This window comes from Acidimicrobiales bacterium (assembly GCA_035540975.1).
GTDB lineage: Bacteria > Actinomycetota > Acidimicrobiia > Acidimicrobiales.
In genome coordinates this window covers 1-18486 of sequence record DATLFN010000124.1, presented here as the reverse complement: position 1 = coordinate 18486, position 18486 = coordinate 1, and the positions used below count along the sequence as shown (strand labels likewise).

21 protein-coding genes are annotated in these 18486 nt (G+C 74.6%); 5 read left to right on the top strand and 16 right to left on the bottom strand.

The window, feature by feature from the left end:
* The 15 genes from gcvPB to VM242_12445 all read right to left on the bottom strand — a co-directional run.
* The coding region (gene gcvPB, locus VM242_12515) for an aminomethyl-transferring glycine dehydrogenase subunit GcvPB (protein ID HVM05987.1) at window positions 1-1539 on the bottom strand (1539 nt) is incomplete at its 3' end.
* Entirely contained in the window at window positions 1536-2855 is a 1320-nt protein-coding gene (gcvPA, locus tag VM242_12510) for an aminomethyl-transferring glycine dehydrogenase subunit GcvPA (GenBank protein HVM05986.1), read from the bottom strand. The genes gcvPB and gcvPA, both read right to left, overlap by 4 nt.
* A 3-nt stretch (window positions 2856-2858) precedes the next feature.
* On the bottom strand, window positions 2859-3923 hold the full coding sequence (gene gcvT / locus VM242_12505) for a glycine cleavage system aminomethyltransferase GcvT (GenBank protein HVM05985.1): 1065 nt from the start codon (window positions 3921-3923) through the stop codon (window positions 2859-2861).
* Window positions 3924-3955: 32 nt separating this feature from the next.
* Window positions 3956-4222 carry a hypothetical protein gene (locus VM242_12500; GenBank protein HVM05984.1) on the bottom strand — a complete coding sequence of 89 codons (267 nt, stop codon included), beginning with the start codon at window positions 4220-4222 and terminating at the stop codon, window positions 3956-3958.
* Window positions 4223-4373: 151 nt separating this feature from the next.
* On the bottom strand, window positions 4374-4853 hold the full coding sequence (locus VM242_12495) for a MerR family transcriptional regulator (GenBank protein HVM05983.1): 480 nt from the start codon (window positions 4851-4853) through the stop codon (window positions 4374-4376).
* Between the two features lie 138 nt (window positions 4854-4991).
* A complete protein-coding gene (locus VM242_12490; protein HVM05982.1) occupies window positions 4992-5504 on the bottom strand; it encodes a bifunctional nuclease family protein in 513 nt (170 codons plus the stop codon).
* A gap of 10 nt (window positions 5505-5514) precedes the next feature.
* On the bottom strand, window positions 5515-6072 hold the full coding sequence (gene hpt, locus VM242_12485; protein HVM05981.1) for a hypoxanthine phosphoribosyltransferase: 558 nt from the start codon (window positions 6070-6072) through the stop codon (window positions 5515-5517).
* Complete coding sequence (locus VM242_12480) at window positions 6069-7022, bottom strand: MerR family transcriptional regulator (protein HVM05980.1); 954 nt, start codon at window positions 7020-7022, stop codon at window positions 6069-6071. Before VM242_12480 ends, hpt begins: the two co-directional genes overlap by 4 nt.
* Window positions 7023-7029: 7 nt before the next feature.
* Window positions 7030-7500, bottom strand: coding sequence for an FHA domain-containing protein (locus VM242_12475; protein ID HVM05979.1), 471 nt, complete (start codon window positions 7498-7500; stop codon window positions 7030-7032).
* Between the two features lie 10 nt (window positions 7501-7510).
* Window positions 7511-7906, bottom strand: a complete 396-nt coding sequence (gene gcvH / locus VM242_12470; GenBank protein ID HVM05978.1) for a glycine cleavage system protein GcvH — start codon at window positions 7904-7906, stop codon at window positions 7511-7513.
* 43 nt (window positions 7907-7949) lie between these two features.
* A complete protein-coding gene (locus tag VM242_12465; GenBank protein ID HVM05977.1) occupies window positions 7950-8726 on the bottom strand; it encodes a DUF881 domain-containing protein in 777 nt (258 codons plus the stop codon).
* A gap of 88 nt (window positions 8727-8814) precedes the next feature.
* Window positions 8815-9141: a small basic family protein gene (locus VM242_12460; GenBank protein HVM05976.1), complete on the bottom strand. Its 327-nt coding sequence runs from the start codon at window positions 9139-9141 to the stop codon at window positions 8815-8817.
* Window positions 9142-9840, bottom strand: coding sequence for a DUF881 domain-containing protein (locus tag VM242_12455; GenBank protein HVM05975.1), 699 nt, complete (start codon window positions 9838-9840; stop codon window positions 9142-9144).
* 29 nt (window positions 9841-9869) lie between these two features.
* On the bottom strand, window positions 9870-12353 hold the full coding sequence (locus VM242_12450) for a sugar phosphate nucleotidyltransferase (protein ID HVM05974.1): 2484 nt from the start codon (window positions 12351-12353) through the stop codon (window positions 9870-9872).
* 39 nt (window positions 12354-12392) lie between these two features.
* The gene (locus tag VM242_12445) at window positions 12393-12992 is read right to left on the bottom strand and encodes a CDP-alcohol phosphatidyltransferase family protein (protein ID HVM05973.1); all 600 of its coding nucleotides are present in this window, start codon (window positions 12990-12992) and stop codon (window positions 12393-12395) included.
* 44 nt (window positions 12993-13036) lie between these two features.
* On the opposite strand from VM242_12445, the gene VM242_12440 reads away from it, so the two are divergent.
* From VM242_12440 to VM242_12420, 5 genes are all read left to right on the top strand, one after another.
* Window positions 13037-13960 (top strand): alpha/beta hydrolase, encoded by a 924-nt coding sequence (locus VM242_12440; protein ID HVM05972.1) that lies wholly within the window; start codon window positions 13037-13039, stop codon window positions 13958-13960.
* Window positions 13961-13970: 10 nt separating this feature from the next.
* Entirely contained in the window at window positions 13971-14366 is a 396-nt protein-coding gene (locus VM242_12435; protein HVM05971.1) for a TOBE domain-containing protein, read from the top strand.
* Window positions 14367-14569: 203 nt separating this feature from the next.
* Window positions 14570-15319, top strand: coding sequence for a molybdate ABC transporter substrate-binding protein (gene modA, locus VM242_12430; protein ID HVM05970.1), 750 nt, complete (start codon window positions 14570-14572; stop codon window positions 15317-15319).
* A 322-nt stretch (window positions 15320-15641) separates the two neighbouring features.
* Complete coding sequence (locus VM242_12425; protein ID HVM05969.1) at window positions 15642-16433, top strand: ABC transporter permease; 792 nt, start codon at window positions 15642-15644, stop codon at window positions 16431-16433.
* Window positions 16430-17500, top strand: a complete 1071-nt coding sequence (locus VM242_12420; protein ID HVM05968.1) for an ABC transporter ATP-binding protein — start codon at window positions 16430-16432, stop codon at window positions 17498-17500. The genes VM242_12425 and VM242_12420 overlap by 4 nt, the downstream gene beginning before the upstream one ends.
* A 124-nt stretch (window positions 17501-17624) precedes the next feature.
* Here the strand turns inward: VM242_12420 and VM242_12415 are convergent, their stop codons facing one another.
* Window positions 17625-18164, bottom strand: coding sequence for a choice-of-anchor D domain-containing protein (locus tag VM242_12415; protein ID HVM05967.1), 540 nt, complete (start codon window positions 18162-18164; stop codon window positions 17625-17627).
* Between the last annotated feature and the right edge of the window lie 322 nt (window positions 18165-18486).

Here is an 18486-nt window from a genome sequence, read left to right as displayed (position 1 = left end):
GGCCCGGGCGCTGGAGCGCATCGCCGCCGACCCCGACGGCGCGGCCGCCGCCCCCCGCACGACGCCCGTGGGCCGGGTCGACGAGGCCCGGGCCAGCGCCTCCAGCGTCTGCGGGCTCTCGGTCTCGGTCGGCTCGATCATCAGGGCCTCCTCGACGATGAGCGGGAAGTACACCGTGGGCGCGTGGAAGCCCTCCTCCAGGAGGCGCTTGGCCACGTCCACGGCCCGCAGGTGCGAGGTGCGCTTGAGCGTCGCCGCCGAGGCCACGAACTCGTGCATCCCCGGGCGGTCGTAGGGGATGTCGTAGGTGCCGCGCAGGCGGGCCCGCAGCCAGTTGGCGTTGAGCACCGCCGCCTCGGCCACCTTGCGCAGCCCGTCGCCCCCGTTGGCGAGGATGTAGGAGTACGCCCGGGCCAGCGCCAGGGCGTTGCCGTGCCAGGAGTGCACGCGGCCGATGGACCGCTCCGGTGTGCGCCAGGCCCACCCCCCGTGCCCGTCCCCCACCGGCAGCGGGCCGGGCAGGTAGGGCGCCAGCCGCTCCGACACCGCCACCGGGCCGGCGCCCGGCCCACCGCCGCCGTGGGGCACGGCGAAGGTCTTGTGCAGGTTCATGTGGACGATGTCGAAGCCCATGTCGCCCGGGCGGGTGACCCCGAGGATGGCGTTGAGGTTGGCGCCGTCGTAGTACAGGAGCCCGCCCACCTCGTGGACGGCGGCGGCGATCTCGGCGATGTCCTCCTCGAACAGGCCGAGGGTGTTGGGGTTGGTGAGCATGATCCCGGCCACGTCCTCGTCGAGGCGGGCCCGCAGGGCGGCCACGTCCACGCAGCCCCGGTCGTCGGACGGCACGGTCACCGTGGTGTAGCCGCCCAGGGTGACCGACGCCGGGTTGGTGCCGTGGGCCGAGTCGGGGATGATGACCTTGGTGCGGGCCCGCCCCTGGTCGCGGTGCCACGCCCGCATCAACAGCAGGCCGGTGAGCTCGCCCGCCGCGCCGGCCGGGGGCTGGAGGGTGGCGGCCGCCATACCGGTCACCGCGCACAGGCGGTCGGCCAGGTCGGCCAGAAGGGCCAGCCACCCCTGGGTGAGCGCGGCGGGCGCCGACGGGTGCACGCCGGCCAGCCCGGGCAGCGACGCCGCCTCGTCGCACAGCTTGGGGTTGTACTTCATGGTGCACGAGCCCAGCGGGTAGGCGCCCAGGTCGACCGAGTACTGGCGGGCGCTGAGGCGGGTGACGTGGCCCACCAGGTCGCGCTCGGACACCTCGGCCAGCGCCAGGGGCTCGGTGCGACGGTGCTGGGCCGGGACCAGCTCGTCCTCCGACCACTCGGGCACGCCCGTGGTGCGGAACGACCAGGCGCGCCGGCCGGGCGAGGACAGCTCGAACACGGTTGGTTCCTCGTCCCGCCCCATCACCGGCGCGCTGCTCGCCTTCCCGCCCGCCGCCGGCGGGCCGGGCACGGCGGCGGCCGCGCCGACCGTCGAGGGAGCATCGGCCGGCTCGGTGCCGCCGCCTCCGGGGACGGGGACCTCGCTCACCGGACGACCTTCTCGAACGCCGCCGCGTACTGGTCGATCTCCTCCCGGGTCCGCCGTTCGGTGACGGCGACCAGGAGCCCGTCTCCGTACTCGTCGCCCAGCGCCACGCCGGCCAGGAAGCCCTCGTCGGCCATGCGCTCGACGACCGTGGCGGCCGGCACCGGCGCCCGCACGGCGAACTCCCGGAGCGTGGGGGCGCCGACCAGCGGCTCCACCCCGTCCACCGCCGCCAGCGCCTCACGGGCGTAGCGGGCGCCCCGGGCGCAGCGCAGGGCCATCTCCCGCAGGCCCGACGTGCCGAGCCAGGAGAGCTGGATGGCGCAGGCCACGGCGATGAGCGTCTGGTTGGTGCAGACGTTGGACGACGCCTTCTCCCGCCGGATGTCCTGCTCGCGGGTGCGCAGGGTGGTGACGTAGGCGCGCCGGCCCTCGACGTCCACCGTCTCGCCCACCAGCCGCCCGGGCAGGCGGCGGACGTGCTCCATGCGGCAGGCGAACAGGCCGAGCAGGGGGCCGCCGAACGACATCGGCGTGCCGAAGGGCTGGCCCTCGCCGACCACGACGTCGGCGCCCAGGCCCCCGGGGGACCGGACCACGGCGGCAGCCACCGGGTCGAGCGCCACCACCAGCAGGGCGCCCGTGCGGTCGGCGACCCGCCGCGCCTCCGACAGGTCCTCCAGGCAGCCCAGGTAGTTGGGCTGCTGCACCACCAACGCGCCCGGCGCGCCGTCGGCCGGCCACGCCGTGGTGCCGCCCGCCAGGCCGACCTCCACCAGCTCGTGGCCGGTGCCCTCGGCGAACGTGCGCGCCACCGCCCGCCAGCTCGGGTTCACGCCCCGGCTCAGCCAGACGGTGGGCCGGCGGGTGGCGGCGACGGCCAGGTTGACCGCCTCGACCAGGGCGCTGGCCCCGTCGTACAGCGAGGCGTTGGCCACCTCCAGGCCGGCCAGGCGGGCGACCATCGTCTGGTACTCGAACAGCATCTGGAGCACGCCCTGGGCCACCTCGGGCTGGTAGGGCGTGTAGGCGGTGACGAACTCGGAGCGGAACGCGAGCGACCGCACGGCGGCCGGGACCTCGTGGTCGTAGATCCCGCCGCCGGCGAAGCACACCAGCCCCGAGGCCGGGTTGGCGGCGGCCAGGCGCCCCATCTCGACGGCGACGTCCGGCTCGGACAGGCCGTCGGGCAGGTCGAGGCCGCCGGCCAGGCGCAAGGCGGGCGGGACGGCGGCGAACAGCTCGTCGGTCGACGACAGGCCGAGGAAGCCCAGCATCTCGGCGACCTCGGCGTCGGTGTGGGGGACGAAGTGGCCCATCGCTCAGCCCTTGCGCCCGCCCACGAACGGCGTCTTCACGACCCGGGCGGGCACGGGCCGGCCCCGCAGGTCGACGGTCACCTCCGCACCCGGCCCGACGTGCGGGGGGAGGAAGGCGAAGGCGATGCCGTGGCCCAGCACCGGTGAGAAGTTCCCGCTGGTGACGGTCCCGGCCGGCTTGCCGTCCACCGACACCGGGTAGCCCTCCCGCGGCGGCTGGCGCCCTTCCACGGCCAGCCCCCGCAGCCGTCGCGACACCCCCCGCTCCCGCTCCGCCTCCAGGGCCGCCTTCCCGCTGAAGCGGGGCTTGTCCCAGGCCACCACCCACCCGAGCCCGGCCTGGAGGGGCGTGATGCCGGGCCCCAGCTCGTGGCCGTGGAGGGGCAGCCCCGCCTCCAGGCGGAGGGTGTCGCGGGCGCCCAGGCCGGCGGGGGCGATGCCGGCGTCGAGCACGGCGGCCCAGAAGGCGGGCGCCGCCCCGGCGGGCACGGCGCACTCCACGCCGTCCTCGCCCGTGTACCCGGTGCCGGCCACGACCACGGGCGTGCCGTGCCAATCCACGTCGACCACCGCGAAGCGGGGCACCGCCGCCGCCTCGGGCGACACGGCCGACAGCAGGGACCGGGCCGACGGGCCCTGGACGGCGATCACCGCCCGCCCGGCCGTCACGTCGTCGCCGCCCAGGGCCGCCACCACGTCCGCCGTGTTCGACGCGTTGGGCATCACGTCGAAGCGGTCGTCGGACCGCCACCACACGATGATGTCGTCCACCACCGAGGCGTCGGCCTCGTCCAGCAGGTGGGTGTACTGCGCCCGCCCGGGCCCGAGGCGGCCCAGGTCGTTGGTGAGCACGTCGTTGAGGTGGGCCAGCGCCCGGCGCCCCTCCACCCGCACGGTGCCCAGGTGGCTCACGTCGAACGCGACGGCGCCGGCGCGGCACGCCTGGTGCTCGGCCAGCGTCCCCGACGGGTACGACAAGGGCATCCCCCACCCGCCGAACTCCACCATCCGGGCGCCCAGCTGGCGGTGGGCGGCGTCGAGCGGCGAGCGGCGCAGCACGTCGGTCACGGAGCCACACTAGGTGGCCCCGGCGCCCGTCCTCAGTCCCCGACGGCGAAGTCCAAGGGCCGCGGCTCGCGGTCGTCGAGGCCGGCGTCGGCCAGCTGGGTGGGCTCCTCCAGGCCGTACTTGACCAGCAGGTTCAGGTAGTCCCGCTGGTAGAAGATCTTCACCTTCACCTCCGGGTGCAGCTCCCGGAGACGGCGCACCTTGGCGTTCTTCTTGGTCACCAGCTTCTGGTTGAGCGTGGTGATCTCGATGAACAGGTCGTAGGCGGGCAGGTAGAAGTCGGGCCGGAACGCCTGCACCGGCCTGCCCGCCCGGTCGCGGGCCAGGATGAACTCGGTCGGCTCGTACTCCCAGACGATCCCGTAGAAGTCGAGGAGCTTGGCGAACTGACGCTCCGAGTTGTGGGCGAAGCGGATCCGCTCGTGCGGCAGCGGCGACCGGTCCAGCTCGCTATCCCCCGGTGCCGGCCTGCGGCAGCCCGCTGCCCTCGCCGCCCGCCCGCACCTCGGGAACGGGCGGCGTGAGCTCGGTGATGGCGGCGTCCAGCTCCTGGACCACGCCGGCCAGGGGGACGATGTTGAGGACTCCCTGGCCACCCTTGAGCAGGTCGATGATCTCCTCGCCCGACGTGGCCAGCACCGAGTGCGCGCCGTTGAGCACCAGGTTGGCGGCGGCGACGTCGCTCCCGGAGCTGCGGAGCAGGCCGAGGGCGCGCCGGGCCGACTGGAGCGAGACGCCGGCGTCCAGGAGGCGCTTGATGACCTTGAGCTCGAGCAGGTCCCGGTAGGAGTACACCCGCTGGGTGCCGCTGCCCCGGGCGTCGCTGATGGACGGTCGCAACAGGTCGGTGCGCGCCCAGTAGTCCAGCTGGCGGTAGGTGATCCCCGCGATCTTGCAGACCTGGGGTCCTCGGAATCCCTCTTCAGGCATGGGGAAGCGCCCTCCAGTGCCGGCCGGAGCCGACGCGACGTCACAGTGTCGAAATTACACCCGTGTAGGGGTAACGGTACGACCACCGCCTCCCGCCGTCAACGACCGAGCGAAGCGAACGAATGCAGGTCGAAGCGGCTAGGAGCTGAAGTCCTCGGGGCGGATGCCCTCGATGAACTGGCGGAACTGGGTGACGAGCTCGTCGGGCGGCGTCTCGTCCTCCTCCTCGGAGTCGATGACGATGCCGGCCTCGTCGAGCAGCTCCTCCTCGGCGAAGATGGGCGTGCCCGTGCGGGCGGCCAGGGCGATGGCGTCGGACGGCCGGCTGGAGACGATCCGGGTCTCGTCGCCCTGCTTGAGGTGGAGCTCGGCGTAGTACGTGCCGCTGCGGCCGTCGTCGCCCATGCGCAGCTCGGTGACGACGACGCGCTCGAGGGTGGCGCCCACCGCGACCAGGATGTCGCGCATCAGGTCGTGCGTCATCGGCCGGGGGGGGACGACGCCCTGGAGGGCGAAGGCGATGGCGGTCGCCTCGGGCGCCCCGATGAAGATGGGCAGCGTCCGCCGGGCCCCTTCGGTCTCCTGGAGGAGCACCACCGGATTGTTGGTGGGGAGCTCCACCCTCACCGCGGCGAGATGCATCTCCACCATGAAAACCACCCTACCGTGCGTAGAACTGGTCCACGTGTGCATCGGGGTCGCTGCGCAGGGCCGCCAGATCGCCCGCCGCGACCAGGTCGAGGTTGCGGTAGCGCTCGGCGAAGTCGAGGCCGTAGCCCACCACGAAGTCGTCGCCGACGGTGAAGCCGACGAAGCGCACGGGGGTCGGCACGATGCGCCGGGTGGCCTTGTCCAGCAGGGCGCACACCTCCAGCGAGCGGGGCCCCCGCCGGGCCAGCTCGCCCAGCACGTAGGTCAGCGTGAGGCCGGTGTCGACGATGTCCTCGACCAGCACCACGTCCCGCCCGGCGATGTCGGCCTCCAGGTCCTTCACCAGGCGCACCCGCCCGGTGTCCGGCGCGTACGACGAGATGGCGAGGAAGTCGACCTCGGGGACGATGGTGAGGGCGCGCACCAGGTCGGACAGGAACGGGACGCTCCCCTTCAGCACCGCCACCAGGAGGACGCCGTCCTCGTAGGCGTCGGACAGCTCGGCGGCCAGGCGCTCCACGCCGGCCCGCAGCTCGTCGGTGGTGATGAGGACCCGGGCCGGGCTCACCCGCCCGAGAGGCGCCGCACGGCCTGGCGCAGCACGGCGGCCCGCAGGCTCTGGCCGAGCTGGGTGAGGTCCTCCAGGGCCTGCTGGGCCTGGCGGCGCGCCTCGGGATTGCGCTGCTTGAGCAGCGGCGTGACGATCTGCTCGAACAGCCCGGCCTCCCGCTCCGCCGAGTTCTTGTAGATGCGCAGGTGCCGGCCCTCGATGCCGAACCGGGCGAACCCCACGGCCAGGTTGGCGACGACGAGCGCCTCCTCGTCGTAGTACACGGTGCCGGCGACGGGCCGGCCGGTGATGAAGCCGTAGCGCTCCAGCTCCCGGATCCGCTCGTAGGGCAGCCCGGTGGCGTTGGCCAGCTCCTCGATGGTGAGGCTCACCCCGGTCATCCCCGCCGACAGCACGCTGGCCGCCGGCGGGCGGTCGGCGGTGGGCGCCGGCACCCGAGGCGGCGCCGGCTCGGTTGCCGCGACGGGCGGCGCCGGTGGAGGAGCGGGAGCGGGCGGCGGGCGGGCGTCGGGCGGCGCCTCGACGGCGGTGGCCGACCGGGGCGAGGGCGCCGGGGCGGGCACGACCACCGACCGGCGGGGGCCGCTCGGGTGCACGGACCGGTCGTCGGCGCGCCGCTCGTCGCCCCTCGGGTCGCCCGCGTCGCCGGCGTCGCCCGGGTCGTCGGCGTCGTGCCCATCGGCCGGCTCCTCGGCGCCGCCGGTGCCCACGCCCAGGCGGCCCTTGATCACCTTCAGGGGCAGGAAGTGCTCGCGCTGCTGGCGGAGGATCCAGCGCAGGCGCTCGACGTCGGGCTCGTAGAATTTGCGGTAGCCCGAGGCGGTGCGCTCGGGGTCGAGGAGCCCCTGGCTCTCCAGGAAGCGGATCTTCGAGATGGTGACGTCGGGGAACTCGTCCTTGAGCAGCGAGAGGACTTCGCCGATCGACCGGTACGGCCGCTCCGCCACCGCGCCGTCACCCCTCGCCGGAGGCGAGGAACACGAGCTTGAACTTGCCGATCTGGACCTCGTCGCCGTGGTTGAGGGGCGCCTCCTCGAGGCGCTCGCGGTTGAGGTAGGTGCCGTTCAGGCTGCCGACGTCGCGGACCACGTAGCCGGGGCCCTGGCGGACGAACTCGGCGTGGCGGCGGGAGACGGTGATGTCGTCGAGGAAGATCTCGCTGTCGGGATGACGGCCCGCCCGGGTCACGTCGGCCTCGAGCATGAACCTCGACCCGGCGTTGGGCCCCCGCTTGACGACGAGGAGCCCGACGCCCTCGGGCAGCCCCTCGAGGCTCACGCCGATCTCGTCGTCGCCCGTCTCCCCCGGCGCCTCGTTGGTGAACACGATGGTGGTCTCCTCGCCGGACACGGCCAGCACGCCGCCGCACGACGAGCAGAAGTTGGAGCCGGCGGGGTTCTTGTGGCCGCACCGGTTGCAGAACACGCCGTCCACGCTATTCCGATCCGGCTCCGCCGGAGATGAGCGCCCCGTAGGCGTCGGCGTCCAGCAGCGCGTCGAGGGCCGCCGGGTCGGAGGGCTCGATCAGGCAGATCCAGCCCTCGCCGTAAGGGTCGTCGTTGATGTTCTGGGGTGCGTCGGCCAGACCACCGTTCACCTCCACCACCTCGCCGGCCACGGGGGCGTAGATGTCGGACACCGACTTGGTGGACTCGACCTCGCTGAAGGTGTCACCGGCGACGACCCGGGCACCGATCTCGGGCAGCTGCACGAACACCACGTCGCCCAGCGCCTCCTGGGCGTAGTCGGTGATCCCCACCCGGACCCCGCTGTCCTCCAGGCGGGCCCACTCGTGGTCGGGGGTGTAGCGCAGGTCCGCGGGGACGTTCATCGACGGGCGACCTCCAGCACGGCCATGCCCCGCACGGGGCCGGTCAGGGTGCGGACCCTACCGGACGCGCCACCCGGAACGCGGGTGGCCGGGCGAGCGCCGGGAGGTCGAGCCTGGCCGAGCGGGACACCTCGGACCGCACGCCCGGGAGGGCCTCGAGGGTGTCGAGGACGCCGCCGGGGATCTTGAGGCCGCCGTCCAGGGTGGCCGGCTGCCCGATGGCGACGATGCGGAAGGGCGTGGACAGCGGGGCGCCGTCCAGGACCACGCGGCCGTCGCGCTCGGAGAACGCCGACGCCACCCCGATGCGGCGGTCGTTCACGGCCAGCGCCTCGGCGCCGGCGTCGCGAAGCTCCTGCACGGCGTCGATGAGGGTTTCGTAGCCGACCGAGCCCTCCGGGTCCTCGATCCGCAGCGTGAGCCCGGGGCCGGTGACGGGCACGGTCCCGGCCAGCACGGAGAGCGCCTGGAGCTGCTGCTCGGCCGCCCGCCCGGCCGAGTCGTCCTCCCGGTTGGTGGCCCGCAGGTCGGCCAGCTGGAGCTTGAGGTCGCTGATCTCGTCCCGCAGGGCGTCCGCCTCGCCGGTGAGGCTGGCCAGGATGCGGGCCAGGTCGTCCTCGCTCTCCTGCTCGAGTCGCTGCGTGAAGCGCTCGGTGGTCCGCAGCTGGCTGACGAGCAGGAACCCCACCAGGCCGGTGGCGATCACGACGAGCACCGGCCCGACCCGCAGCCGGCGCCGGACGGTGGCCCGACCCGCCGGCCGCCACGGCGAGCGCGTCAACCGCCGACCGATCCGGGCCAGGTCCCCCGCCGTGCTCAACCGAGGGTTCCCGTCGTTCTCGGGGCACGAGGCGCCGCCCGGCGGCTGCATCCGTCCCGAGAACCGGTGCGCGGGCGCGCGATCGGGATCATCCCCCGACCAGGCGCCGGCGGATGGCCGCCGCGTTCTGGAAGATGCGGATGCCGAGGACGACGACGACGGCAGTGGACAGGTCGGCGGCCAGCTGGTCGCCCAGCCAGACGAGCACCATGGCGATGGCGGCGTTGGAGACGAACGAGATCACGAAGATGCGGTCGTTGAACGTGTGCTCCAGGGCCGAGCGGGCCCCGCCGAGGGTGGCGTCGAGGGCGGCGACGACGGCCATGGCGACGTAGCGGGACAGCTCCTGTGGCACCGTCGGCTGGAGCAGCACGGCGAGGAGGGCGCCCACCACGAGCCCGAACAGGGGGAGCATCTACGGCGTGCGGGCCGACACGATGGCGACCCGCCCCGAGTAGGCGGGCACCTCGACGTCCCCCTGGGAGATGCGGAACCCGAGCCCGAACAGGCCCGTCCACCGCCGGAAGCGCCTGGCGATCTCGCTGTCCTCGAAGGCCCGCTTGTCGGCGCCGATGGCCGCGACCCGGTACGGCGGGGTCAGGGGGCGGAAGTTCACGACGATGGTGTCGCCGGCCGCCCGGATGGGCGTGGTCGCCACCAGCCGGCTGTCGTTGACCGACACCGCCTCGGCGCCCGCCGCGAACAGGGCGTTGACGACCAGCTGGAGGTCGGTGTCGTGGATGCGGAAGGCGTCGCCGTCGCCGTCGGCGGAGGACCGCCGGGGAGAGTCGCTGAGCTCGACCTCCAGGCCGCGGCCCCGCAGCGCCACCGTCCCCGCCTGGAGCGCCAGGTCGGCGACCGCCTCGCCCTGGGCCCGGTCCTGCTCGTTGCGGCGGATGCCCTCACGGCGGGCGGCGTCCACGTCGTCGCGCAGGGCGGACACCGTCCGGTCGTGCTCGGCGACCAGGTCACGGCGCTGTTCGATGAGGTCGATCAGCTCCTTCTTGCGGGGGGCGTCCGCCCGGCGGGCCTGGCCGACCGACGAGACGGCGGTGACCAGCAGGAAGCCGAGGAGCGCCGACGCGGCAGTCAGGACCAGGGTGGGCCGGCGCACGCTCCTATTCTCGCCCGAAGGGCGGAGGCTCAGGGCAGCAATTGGCGGATTCGGCGCGCGAAGTCCTGGGCCCGTGACCGCGCCTCGCCGGCCGTGCCGCCCTCCGCCCACACGTGGGTGAGGGGTTCCTCGGGATCCGGCAGGACGAGCGCCCACCCGTCGTCGAGGACCACCTTGACGCCGTCGATGAGCACCAGCTCGGAGTCCTTCTGGCGCTCGACCATGGTGCGCATCACCATGCCCTTCTGCTCCCACGGGGTGGCGACGGTCTGGTGGGCGATGTGGACCCGGGGGGACTCCCCCACGACCTTCGACAGGCGCACGCCCGTGGAGGCGAGCATGGAGAGCAGGTTGACGAGGGCGGCCACGCCGTCGTAGGCGGGCAGGAAGGCGGGGAAGATGTACCCGCCGTCCTGGCTGGCGCCGAAGTGGACGTCGGCGCCGGACGCCACCTCCATGAGGTGTGAGGCCGACAGCTTGGTCCACACGATCTCGCCGCCCGACCGCCGGCAGAGGTCCTCGGCGCCCCTGCCCACCGCCACCGGCAGGGCCACCCTGGCGTCGTCGGTGGTCTGGAGCACGAGCTCGAGGAGCACCAGCAGGGCCGTGTCGTCGACCAGCACCTGGCCGGCGTCGTCGATGAGGGTGATGCGCTCGCCGTCGGGGTGGACCACGGCGCCGAGGTGGGCGCCCGACGCCCGGACCAGGTCGGCGACCCGGCGGGCGTGGGCGTCGCGGTCGAACGCGGTGGCGCCCGACGTCGAGGCGTAGGGGTTCACGGTGAGGACCTCGGCCCCCAGCTTGGCGAGGACGTTGGGCATGACGAAGCTGGCCGAGCCGTAGGCGTAGTCGAGGACGACCTTGAAGCCGAACGCCCGGATGGCGTCGGTGTCGACGGTCGACATCATCACGTCGGTGTAGTGCTCGAGGTAGCGGGCCGGGAACCCGATGTCGCCCATCTCGGCCGCCATGGCCCGCCGGAACTCCTCGCGGTGGTAGAGGCGCTCGATCTTGCGCTGGGCCGTCTCGGGGATGTCGATCCCCTCGGTGTCGAAGAACCGGATCTGCACCGACTGGGGGTCGCCCGGTGCCAGCCGGACGGTGACGCCGCCGTCGCTGCGGATGGACCGCACGTGGAAGCGGGTGACCGGGACGGTGGCGACCTCCAGGTCCTCGACGTTGACGCCGGCCGCCGTCAACCCGACCATGACGGCCCGCTTGAGGGCCCGCGCCGCCCGGCTGGAGTCGCGGGAGGTGGTGACCGTGCAGCCCTTCTTCAAGGTGGTGGCGTAGGCCATGGCCACCCGGACGGCCAGCTCGGGGGTGATGTCGACGTTGGCCAGCCCCGTCACGCCGAGGCGCCCGAACAGGTGGCGCGCCCCGCGCGACTCCCAGATGATCGAGCTGTTGACGACCGCCCCGGACTCCACCGTCTTGTACGGGTAGACCTTGACCCCCGGGTTGACGACGGCGTGCTCGCCCACCAGGCACTCCTCGCCGAGGACGACGCCCTCCTCGCAGCGCACGCCGTGGCGGAGGTCGCTGGAGCGCCCGACCAGCGTCCCCCGCAGCCGCACCTGGGAGCCGAGGTAGCCGTTGTCGTGGATGACGCTGCGCTCCACGTAGGCGTGGGCGCCGACCCGCACGTTCGAGCCCAGCACGGTGTACTCGGCCAGGTGGGCGCCCTCCTCCACCTTGCAGTAGTCGCCGATGACGACGGGCCCGTCGAGCTTGGCGCCCGGGTCGACCTCGGCACCCTCCCCGAGCCACACGCCCTCGCCCAGGCGGAAGCCGGGGACGGCCACCTCGACCTTGCCGTCGAGCACGTCGTGGTGGGCCTGGAGGTAGGCCTCCAACGTCCCCACGTCCTCCCAGTAGCCCTCGGCCACGTAGCCGAACAGGGGTTTGCCCGCCTCGAGCAGCGCCGGGAAGACCTCCTCCGACCAGTCGACCTTCCCCTCGGGGACGAAGTCGAAGATCTCGGGCTGGAGCACGTAGATGCCGGTGTTCACCGTGTCGCTGAACACCTGGCCCCAGGTGGGCTTCTCCAGGAAGCGCTCGATGGTGCCGTCCTCGCGGGTGATGACGATGCCGAAGTCGAGCGGGTTCTCCATGGCCTTCAGGCCGATGGTGGCGAGGGCGCCCCGCTCCTCGTGGAAGGCGATGATCGCCGACAGGTCGATGTCGGTGAGCACGTCCCCCGAGATGACCAGGAAGGGCTCGTCCAGCTCGTCCTTGGCGTTGCGCACCGAGCCCGCCGTCCCGAGGGGCGACTCCTCGGTGGCGTAGGACAGCTTGACGCCGAACTCGCTGCCGTCGCCGAAGTAGGTGCGGATGGCGTGCGGCATGAACGCCACCGTCACCACGATGTCGTCGAGGCCGTGCTCCTTGAGCAGGCGGATGACGTGCTCCATCATCGGCCGGTTGGCCAGCGGGAGCATCGGCTTGGGCTGGTTCGAGGTGAGCGGCCGCAGGCGGGTCCCCTCGCCGCCGGCCATGATGACGGCTTTCACGCGGTCACCCTACCCGGGGTCCTCCCCCGCTACCGGCGCCTACCGGGCGCTCTTGACGGCCCGGGCCCGCTCCAGGGCCGCCCGGGCGGGCGGGACGTACGTGGCCGCCGCGTAGTAGCTGAGCACCAGACCGGGGATCACGGTGAGCCAGGCGAGGGGCCGGGCCAGCTCGTGCCAGGGCGCCCCACCGTCGGGGTTGCTGGCGAGGAACAGCGGGAAGGCGACCATCTGGAGCAGGGTGCCGGCCTTGCCGGCCAGCTTGACGTCGATCACGTCCTTGGCCCCCATGGCGGCGAGCACCACGACGGTGACGCCCACGACGACCTCCCGGGTCACGGCCAGGGCGCCCACCCAGCGGGGCATGGACCCGTCGATGAGCAGGGCGACCACGCCCACGCCGAGCAGGATGCGGTCGGCCGTCGGGTCGAGGATCCTGCCCAGCCGCGACTCCTGGTGGAAGTGGCGGGCGATCCAGCCGTCGGCGCAGTCGGTGATGCCGAGGGCAGCCAGCAGCAGGCCGGCGGCGTAGCGGTCCTCCTGCCCGAACAGCAGCCACAAGAAGCCGGGGACGCACAGCAGGCGCCCGATCGAGATCACGTTGGGGACGGTGAGGATGCGGTCGTCACCCTCACGTGCCACGGCCGGAGTCTACGGGGGCCTCGCCGTCCGTAACCTGCGCCCCCGTGCCGCCGACCGAGCCCGCTCCTCCCCCACCCGCCACGCGGCGCGTCGACGTCGCCGACGGCGTCGGGCTCCACTGCACGTCGTGGGCGCCCGGAGCGCCCGGCCTGCCCTTCGTGCTGGTGCACGGGCTGGCGTCCAACGCCCGCACCTGGGAGGGGGTGGCGCAGCGGATGGCGGCCGCCGGCCACCCCGTCGCCACCGTCGACCTGCGGGGCCACGGTCGCAGCGACCAGCCCGACGGCGGCTACGACCTCGCCACCCTGGGCGACGACCTGCTGCGCGTCCTCGACGTCCTCGACGCTCCCGACGTCCTCGGCCCCGGGCGGCCGGTCGTGGTGGGCCAGTCGATGGGCGGGAACCTGGCTCTCGACGTGGGCCGGCGGGCGGGAGACCGGCTGGCCGGTGTCGGCGGCGTCGACGGCGGCGTCATCGAGCTCGCTCGCCGGTTCCCCGACTGGGAGGAGTGCGCCGACGCGCTGGCGCCGCCCCGGTGGGACGGGGCCCGGGCCGGCGACGTGGAGGCGGCCATCCGCCGGGACTACCCGTCGTGGTCCGAGTGGGGCGTCGAGGCGACCATGGCCAACTTCGCGATTGGCGCCGACGGGACGGTGCGGCCCCACCTCGCCTTCGACCGCCACCTGCGCCTGCTCCGCTCCCTCTGGGAGCACCGCCCTTCCGAGATCCTGGACCGGCTGGACGTCCCCGTGCTGCTCGTCGTCGCCACCGGGCCGGCCGACGGCGGGCCCGTCACCCGCGCCGACGCGCAACGGGCGGTCGCGGCCCTGGGACGGGCCCAGGTTCACCACGTGCCGAACGCCGACCACGACGTGCACGTCCAGCAACCGGCGCGGGTGTCCGAGCTGCTGCTCGAGGCCGCCCGCGACGGGTTCTTCCACTCGGGGCCTGGGAGCTTTTCCGAGTAGGATCCTGGCGATGGCGAGCTTTCGTCTGGGAGAAGCTGCCGAGCTGCTCGGGGTGAGCGTCGACACGGTGCGCCGGTGGGCCGACGCCGGACGCTTCTCGACCACGAGGACGGCGGGCGGTCACCGGGTCGTGGACGGCGAGGCCCTGGCCCGGTTCGCGGCCGACGAGGCGCCGCCCCCTCGGCAGCGGGCGGTGAGCGGGCAGTCGGCCCGCAACCGCCTGCCCGGGATCGTCACCAAGGTGACGAGGGGCGACGTCATGGCGCAGGTGGAGATCCAGGTGGGCCGCCACCGGGTCGTGTCGCTCATGTCGCGCGAGGCGGCCGACGAGCTCGGCCTGGCGCCCGGCGTCCTGGCGGTGGCGGCCGTGAAGGCGACCGCCGTCGTCGTCGAGCTGCCGGCCTAGTGCTTCGACCTCGTTCGTTCGCTCCGCTCACTCCATTCGGTCGAGTTGGATCGTGCTCCGGCGGGCGAGCGGAGCTCGCGCCGCCTCCGCCCTGTTCTTTCCCGGTGTCAGCCGCCGCAGAGGCCGCCTGCGGCGGCGAGTGCGGCCACCGACCTTGCCGCTGCGCACGCGGCGCACGTTCGTGGCCACGACACGGGGGCGGCATGCGACGGGCGGCGGCCGCCGTCGCCGTCGCCGTGGCGCTGGCCGCCGCCGGGTGTGGGTCCTCGGGCGACGCCGCCGGCCGCCGGTCGGTGACCGTCGTCGCCGCCGCCTCCCTGACCGAGCCGTTCACCGACCTGGGCCGGCGCTTCGAGGCGGCCGACCCGGGCGTCGAGGTGGAGATGGCCTTCGCCGCCTCGCCGTCCGTCGCCGCCCAGGTCCGGGCCGGCGCGCCCGCCGACGTGGTGGCGACGGCCGACCGGGTCGTGGTGGACGCCCTCGCCGCCGAGGGGCTCACCGGCCCCGTGCGGACATTCGCCCGCAACCGCCTGGCGGTGGCCGTCGCTCCGGGCAACCCGCGTGGCATCCGCACCGTCGACGACCTGGCCCGCCCGGGGGTCGACCTGGTGGTGTGCGCCCCGGAGGTGCCGTGCGGGAAGCTGGCCGCCGCCGCCCTGGCCGGGGCCGCCGTCGCCCCCCGGCCGCGGTCGTACGAGCCCGACGTGAAGGCCGTGCTCGGCCGGGTCGTGCTCGGGGAGGCCGACGCCGGGCTGGTGTACGCGACCGACGTGCGCTCGGCCGCCGGCCGGGTCGACGGCATGCCCCTCGACGGGCCCGGCCTGATGGCCGAGTACGGCATCGCCACCGTGATGGCGTCCGACGACCCCCGCAGCGCCCGGGCGTTCGTCGACTTCGTTGCCTCACCCGCCGGCCGCGACGTCCTGACCTCCACCGGCTTCGAGGTGCCGTGACCGGCCCCCGGCCCCCCCGGGCCCGACCGGCCGGTGCCGTCGTTCCGCCGGACCCTGCTCGCCGTGGCCGGGGGGGCCGGCGGGCCCCACCGGCCCGTGCCGGCGTTCCGGCGGCAGAAACGGGCGCATACCGCCCCTTCTTGCCGCCGGAACCGCCGCCCGAGCTTGCACGCCGGCGGGCCCGGCCGGCCCGTGCCGTCGTTCCGGCGGCAGAAACGTGCGCATACCTCCCCTTCTTGCCGCCGGAAGGTGGTCGGGGGGGCCGGCGACCGCCGCGGACGCCGGGCCCGCCCGGCCCGCCTGAGCGTGGCGGGTCGGGCCGGTGAGCCGTCGCCGGGGCCGGGCGCCCGTCGCCGTCGTGGTGCCCGCCGCGTTGGGGGTGGCCATCTTCGCCGTCCCGCTGGCCGGCCTCGTCTGGCGGGCGCCGTGGGGCGAGGTGGTGTCCCAGGTGGGCGACGGCGAGGTGCGCCAGGCGCTGGCCCTGTCGGTCACGACGTCGATCGCCGCCACCGCCGTGTCCGCCGTGCTCGGGCTCCCGCTGGCCTGGCTGCTGGCCCGCTCGGCCTTCCCCGGCCGCCGGGTGGTGCGGGCGCTGGCCACCCTCCCGATGGTGCTCCCCCCCGTCGTCGGTGGCGTCGCCCTCCTGCTGGCGTTCGGACGAGCCGGGCTGGTGGGCGGCTGGCTCGACCGCACCTTCGGGATCACCCTTCCCTTCACCACCGCCGGCGTCGTCCTGGCCGAGACGTTCGTGGCCATGCCGTTCCTGGTCGTCACCGCCGAGGTCGCCTTCCGCGGCGCCGACACCCGCCTGGAGGAGGCCGCCCGCACGTTGGGCGCCCGCCGCGGGCCGGTGTTCCGGCGGGTGACCCTCCCGTTGGTGTGGCCGTCGCTGGCCGCCGGTGCCGTGCTGTGCTGGGCCCGGGCGGTGGGCGAGTTCGGGGCGACGATCACCTTCGCCGGCAGCTTCCCGGGGCGGACCCAGACCGTCCCCCTCAAGGTCTTCCTGCTCCTCGACACCCGGCCGGAGGCGGCCATCGCCCTCAGCCTGGTGCTGGTAGCCGTGTCGGTGGCCGTCCTGGCCGGGCTGCGGACGCGCTGGCTGGGCCCGGGGTGAGGGGGGGGAACGGCCTGCGGGCCGCCGTGCGGGTGGCCGCCGGCGACCTCGTGCTCGACGTCGACGTCGAGGTCGCCCCCGGCCACGTGGTCGCCGTCCTCGGTCCGAACGGCGCCGGCAAGACGACGCTGCTGCGGGCGCTGGCCGGCCTGGTGCCCCTGGCCGCCGGCGCCGTCTCGCACGACGGGTCGGTCTGGGAGGACACCGCCGCCGGGGTGCGGCTCCGCCCCGAGCAGCGGCCGGTCGGGGTGGTGTTCCAGGACGGGCGCCTCTTCCCCCACCTCAGCGCGGCCGACAACGTGGCCTTCGGCCTGCGCGCCCGCGGCGTCCCCCGGAGAGAGGCGCGCAGGCGCGCCGGAGAGTGGCTGGACCGGGTGGGGATGGCCGGCCGCGGCGACGCCCGGCCCGGCGCCCTCTCCGGCGGGCAGGCGCAGCGCGTGGCCCTCGCCCGGGCCCTGGCGGTGGAGCCGCGGGTGCTCCTCCTCGACGAGCCGCTGGCCGCCCTCGACGCCACCAGCCGGGTCGAGGTGCGGCGAGAACTGAGACGGCACCTCGCCTCTTTCCGGGGCGTCCGCCTCCTCGTCACCCACGACCCCGTCGAGGCGGTGTCGCTGGCCGACCGGGTGGTGGTGCTGGAGGAGGGACGGGTCGTGCAGGAGGGCCTCCCCGCCGACCTGGCGGCCCGGCCCCGCTCCGCCTTCGTCGCCGATCTGGCCGGCGTGAACCTGTACCGGGGCCGGGCGTCGGGCGGCGGCATCGTCCTCGCCGGCGGGTTCGAGCTGCGGGCGCCCGCGGCGGCGTCGGCATCGGGCGCCGTGCTGGCCGTGATCCATCCCCGGGCCGTCTCCCTGCACCCCGCCCGCCCCGAGGGCACGCCCCGCAACGTGTGGGCGGGCACGGTCGAGTCGGTCGACCCCGAGGGGGAACGGGCCCGGGTCCGGGTCGACGGCCCGCTCCCGGTCGTGGCCGAGGTCACCCCGGCCGCCGTGGCCGAGCTGGGCCTGGCCCCGGGAACGCCGGTGTGGGCGGCGGTCAAGGCGGCCGAGGTGGGCGTCTACCCGGCCTGAGGGACCGCCGCAGAACAACTTGGACGGCCGAAGGCCGGCGAGGGAGGCAGCACAACGGTGATCGCGTCGCGGCCGTGCAAGTTATTCTAAGGCGGGCCCTGAGGGGCACGGCCGGGGCGGGCGGTCAGAGCAGCGATGCCGCCGTGAGGGGCACCTCCCGGGCCGGCGCCCCCGCCACGTCCACGACCATGGTCGCCCGCGCCGAGCCCCGACCGGCGGGCTCGTAGGCGACCTCCACCTCGCAGCTGCGTCCCGGGTCGAGCGTGGTGGCCGTGCACGCGGCGGCCGCCACCGTGAACCGGTCGGCGTCACCGCTGTCCACCGTCACGTCCTCGACGGTGACCTCCGCCCCGCCCGTGTTGCGGACGGTGACCATGGTGGTGCGGGCGCCGAGCGCCTCGAAGCGCACCGACGCCGGCGTCACCGCGAACTCCGGCGCGGCGTCGTTGTCGCCGCGCGCCGCGTCACCGTCCTCGGCCAGGCGGTTGCCGGCGTCCTCGCCGGCGGCCTCCCCGGCCGTCTCCACCCGGGACGACGCCTCCTCGGCGCCGCCGTCGCCGCCGATCCAACCCATCTGGGCGGCGAGCGTGGCGAGGCCGACGACGCCGGTGAGGGTGCCGGCGACGCCGGTCACCACGCCGCTGGTCGTGCTCCAGAACGCCATGGGCGTACCTCCGGGGACTCGGTCGGGCCCGCCGCCGGGCGCGGCCCGCTGCTCGGCTGCGACCGGGGGCGCTCTCGGCGACGGCCAGCCGGGCGGCGGGCCACGGGAAGACGTCTTGAGCTTCCTTCCCGCGCCGCCGAGCCGCCAACCACGGCGTGAGCCCGCCGCCCCTGAGCACCTCCCTGAAACGTGAATGACTGGTGTCGCGTGAGCGCGTGGGCGCGTCGGGCGGGGGTTGGGAGCGGAGCTCCCTCGGGGCGTAAGCCCCGAATCAGGTTCTGGCTGTCAGGCGGCGGACTGGAGGGTGACTCGGTAACCGAGC

What these genes read in the sequence shown, in the direction of transcription:
- gcvPA (HVM05986.1), bottom strand. Translation starts at nt 2,855, where the DNA reads ATGGGCCACTTCGTCCCCCACACCGACGCCGAGGTCGCCGAGATGCTG.
- VM242_12495 (HVM05983.1), bottom strand. Translation starts at nt 4,853, where the DNA reads ATGCCTGAAGAGGGATTCCGAGGACCCCAGGTCTGCAAGATCGCGGGG.
- VM242_12490 (HVM05982.1), bottom strand. Translation starts at nt 5,504, where the DNA reads ATGGTGGAGATGCATCTCGCCGCGGTGAGGGTGGAGCTCCCCACCAAC.
- gcvH (HVM05978.1), bottom strand. Translation starts at nt 7,906, where the DNA reads ATGAACGTCCCCGCGGACCTGCGCTACACCCCCGACCACGAGTGGGCC.
- VM242_12460 (HVM05976.1), bottom strand. Translation starts at nt 9,141, where the DNA reads ATGCTCCCCCTGTTCGGGCTCGTGGTGGGCGCCCTCCTCGCCGTGCTG.
- VM242_12435 (HVM05971.1), top strand. Translation starts at nt 13,971, where the DNA reads ATGGCGAGCTTTCGTCTGGGAGAAGCTGCCGAGCTGCTCGGGGTGAGC.
- modA (HVM05970.1), top strand. Translation starts at nt 14,570, where the DNA reads ATGCGACGGGCGGCGGCCGCCGTCGCCGTCGCCGTGGCGCTGGCCGCC.
- VM242_12415 (HVM05967.1), bottom strand. Translation starts at nt 18,164, where the DNA reads ATGGCGTTCTGGAGCACGACCAGCGGCGTGGTGACCGGCGTCGCCGGC.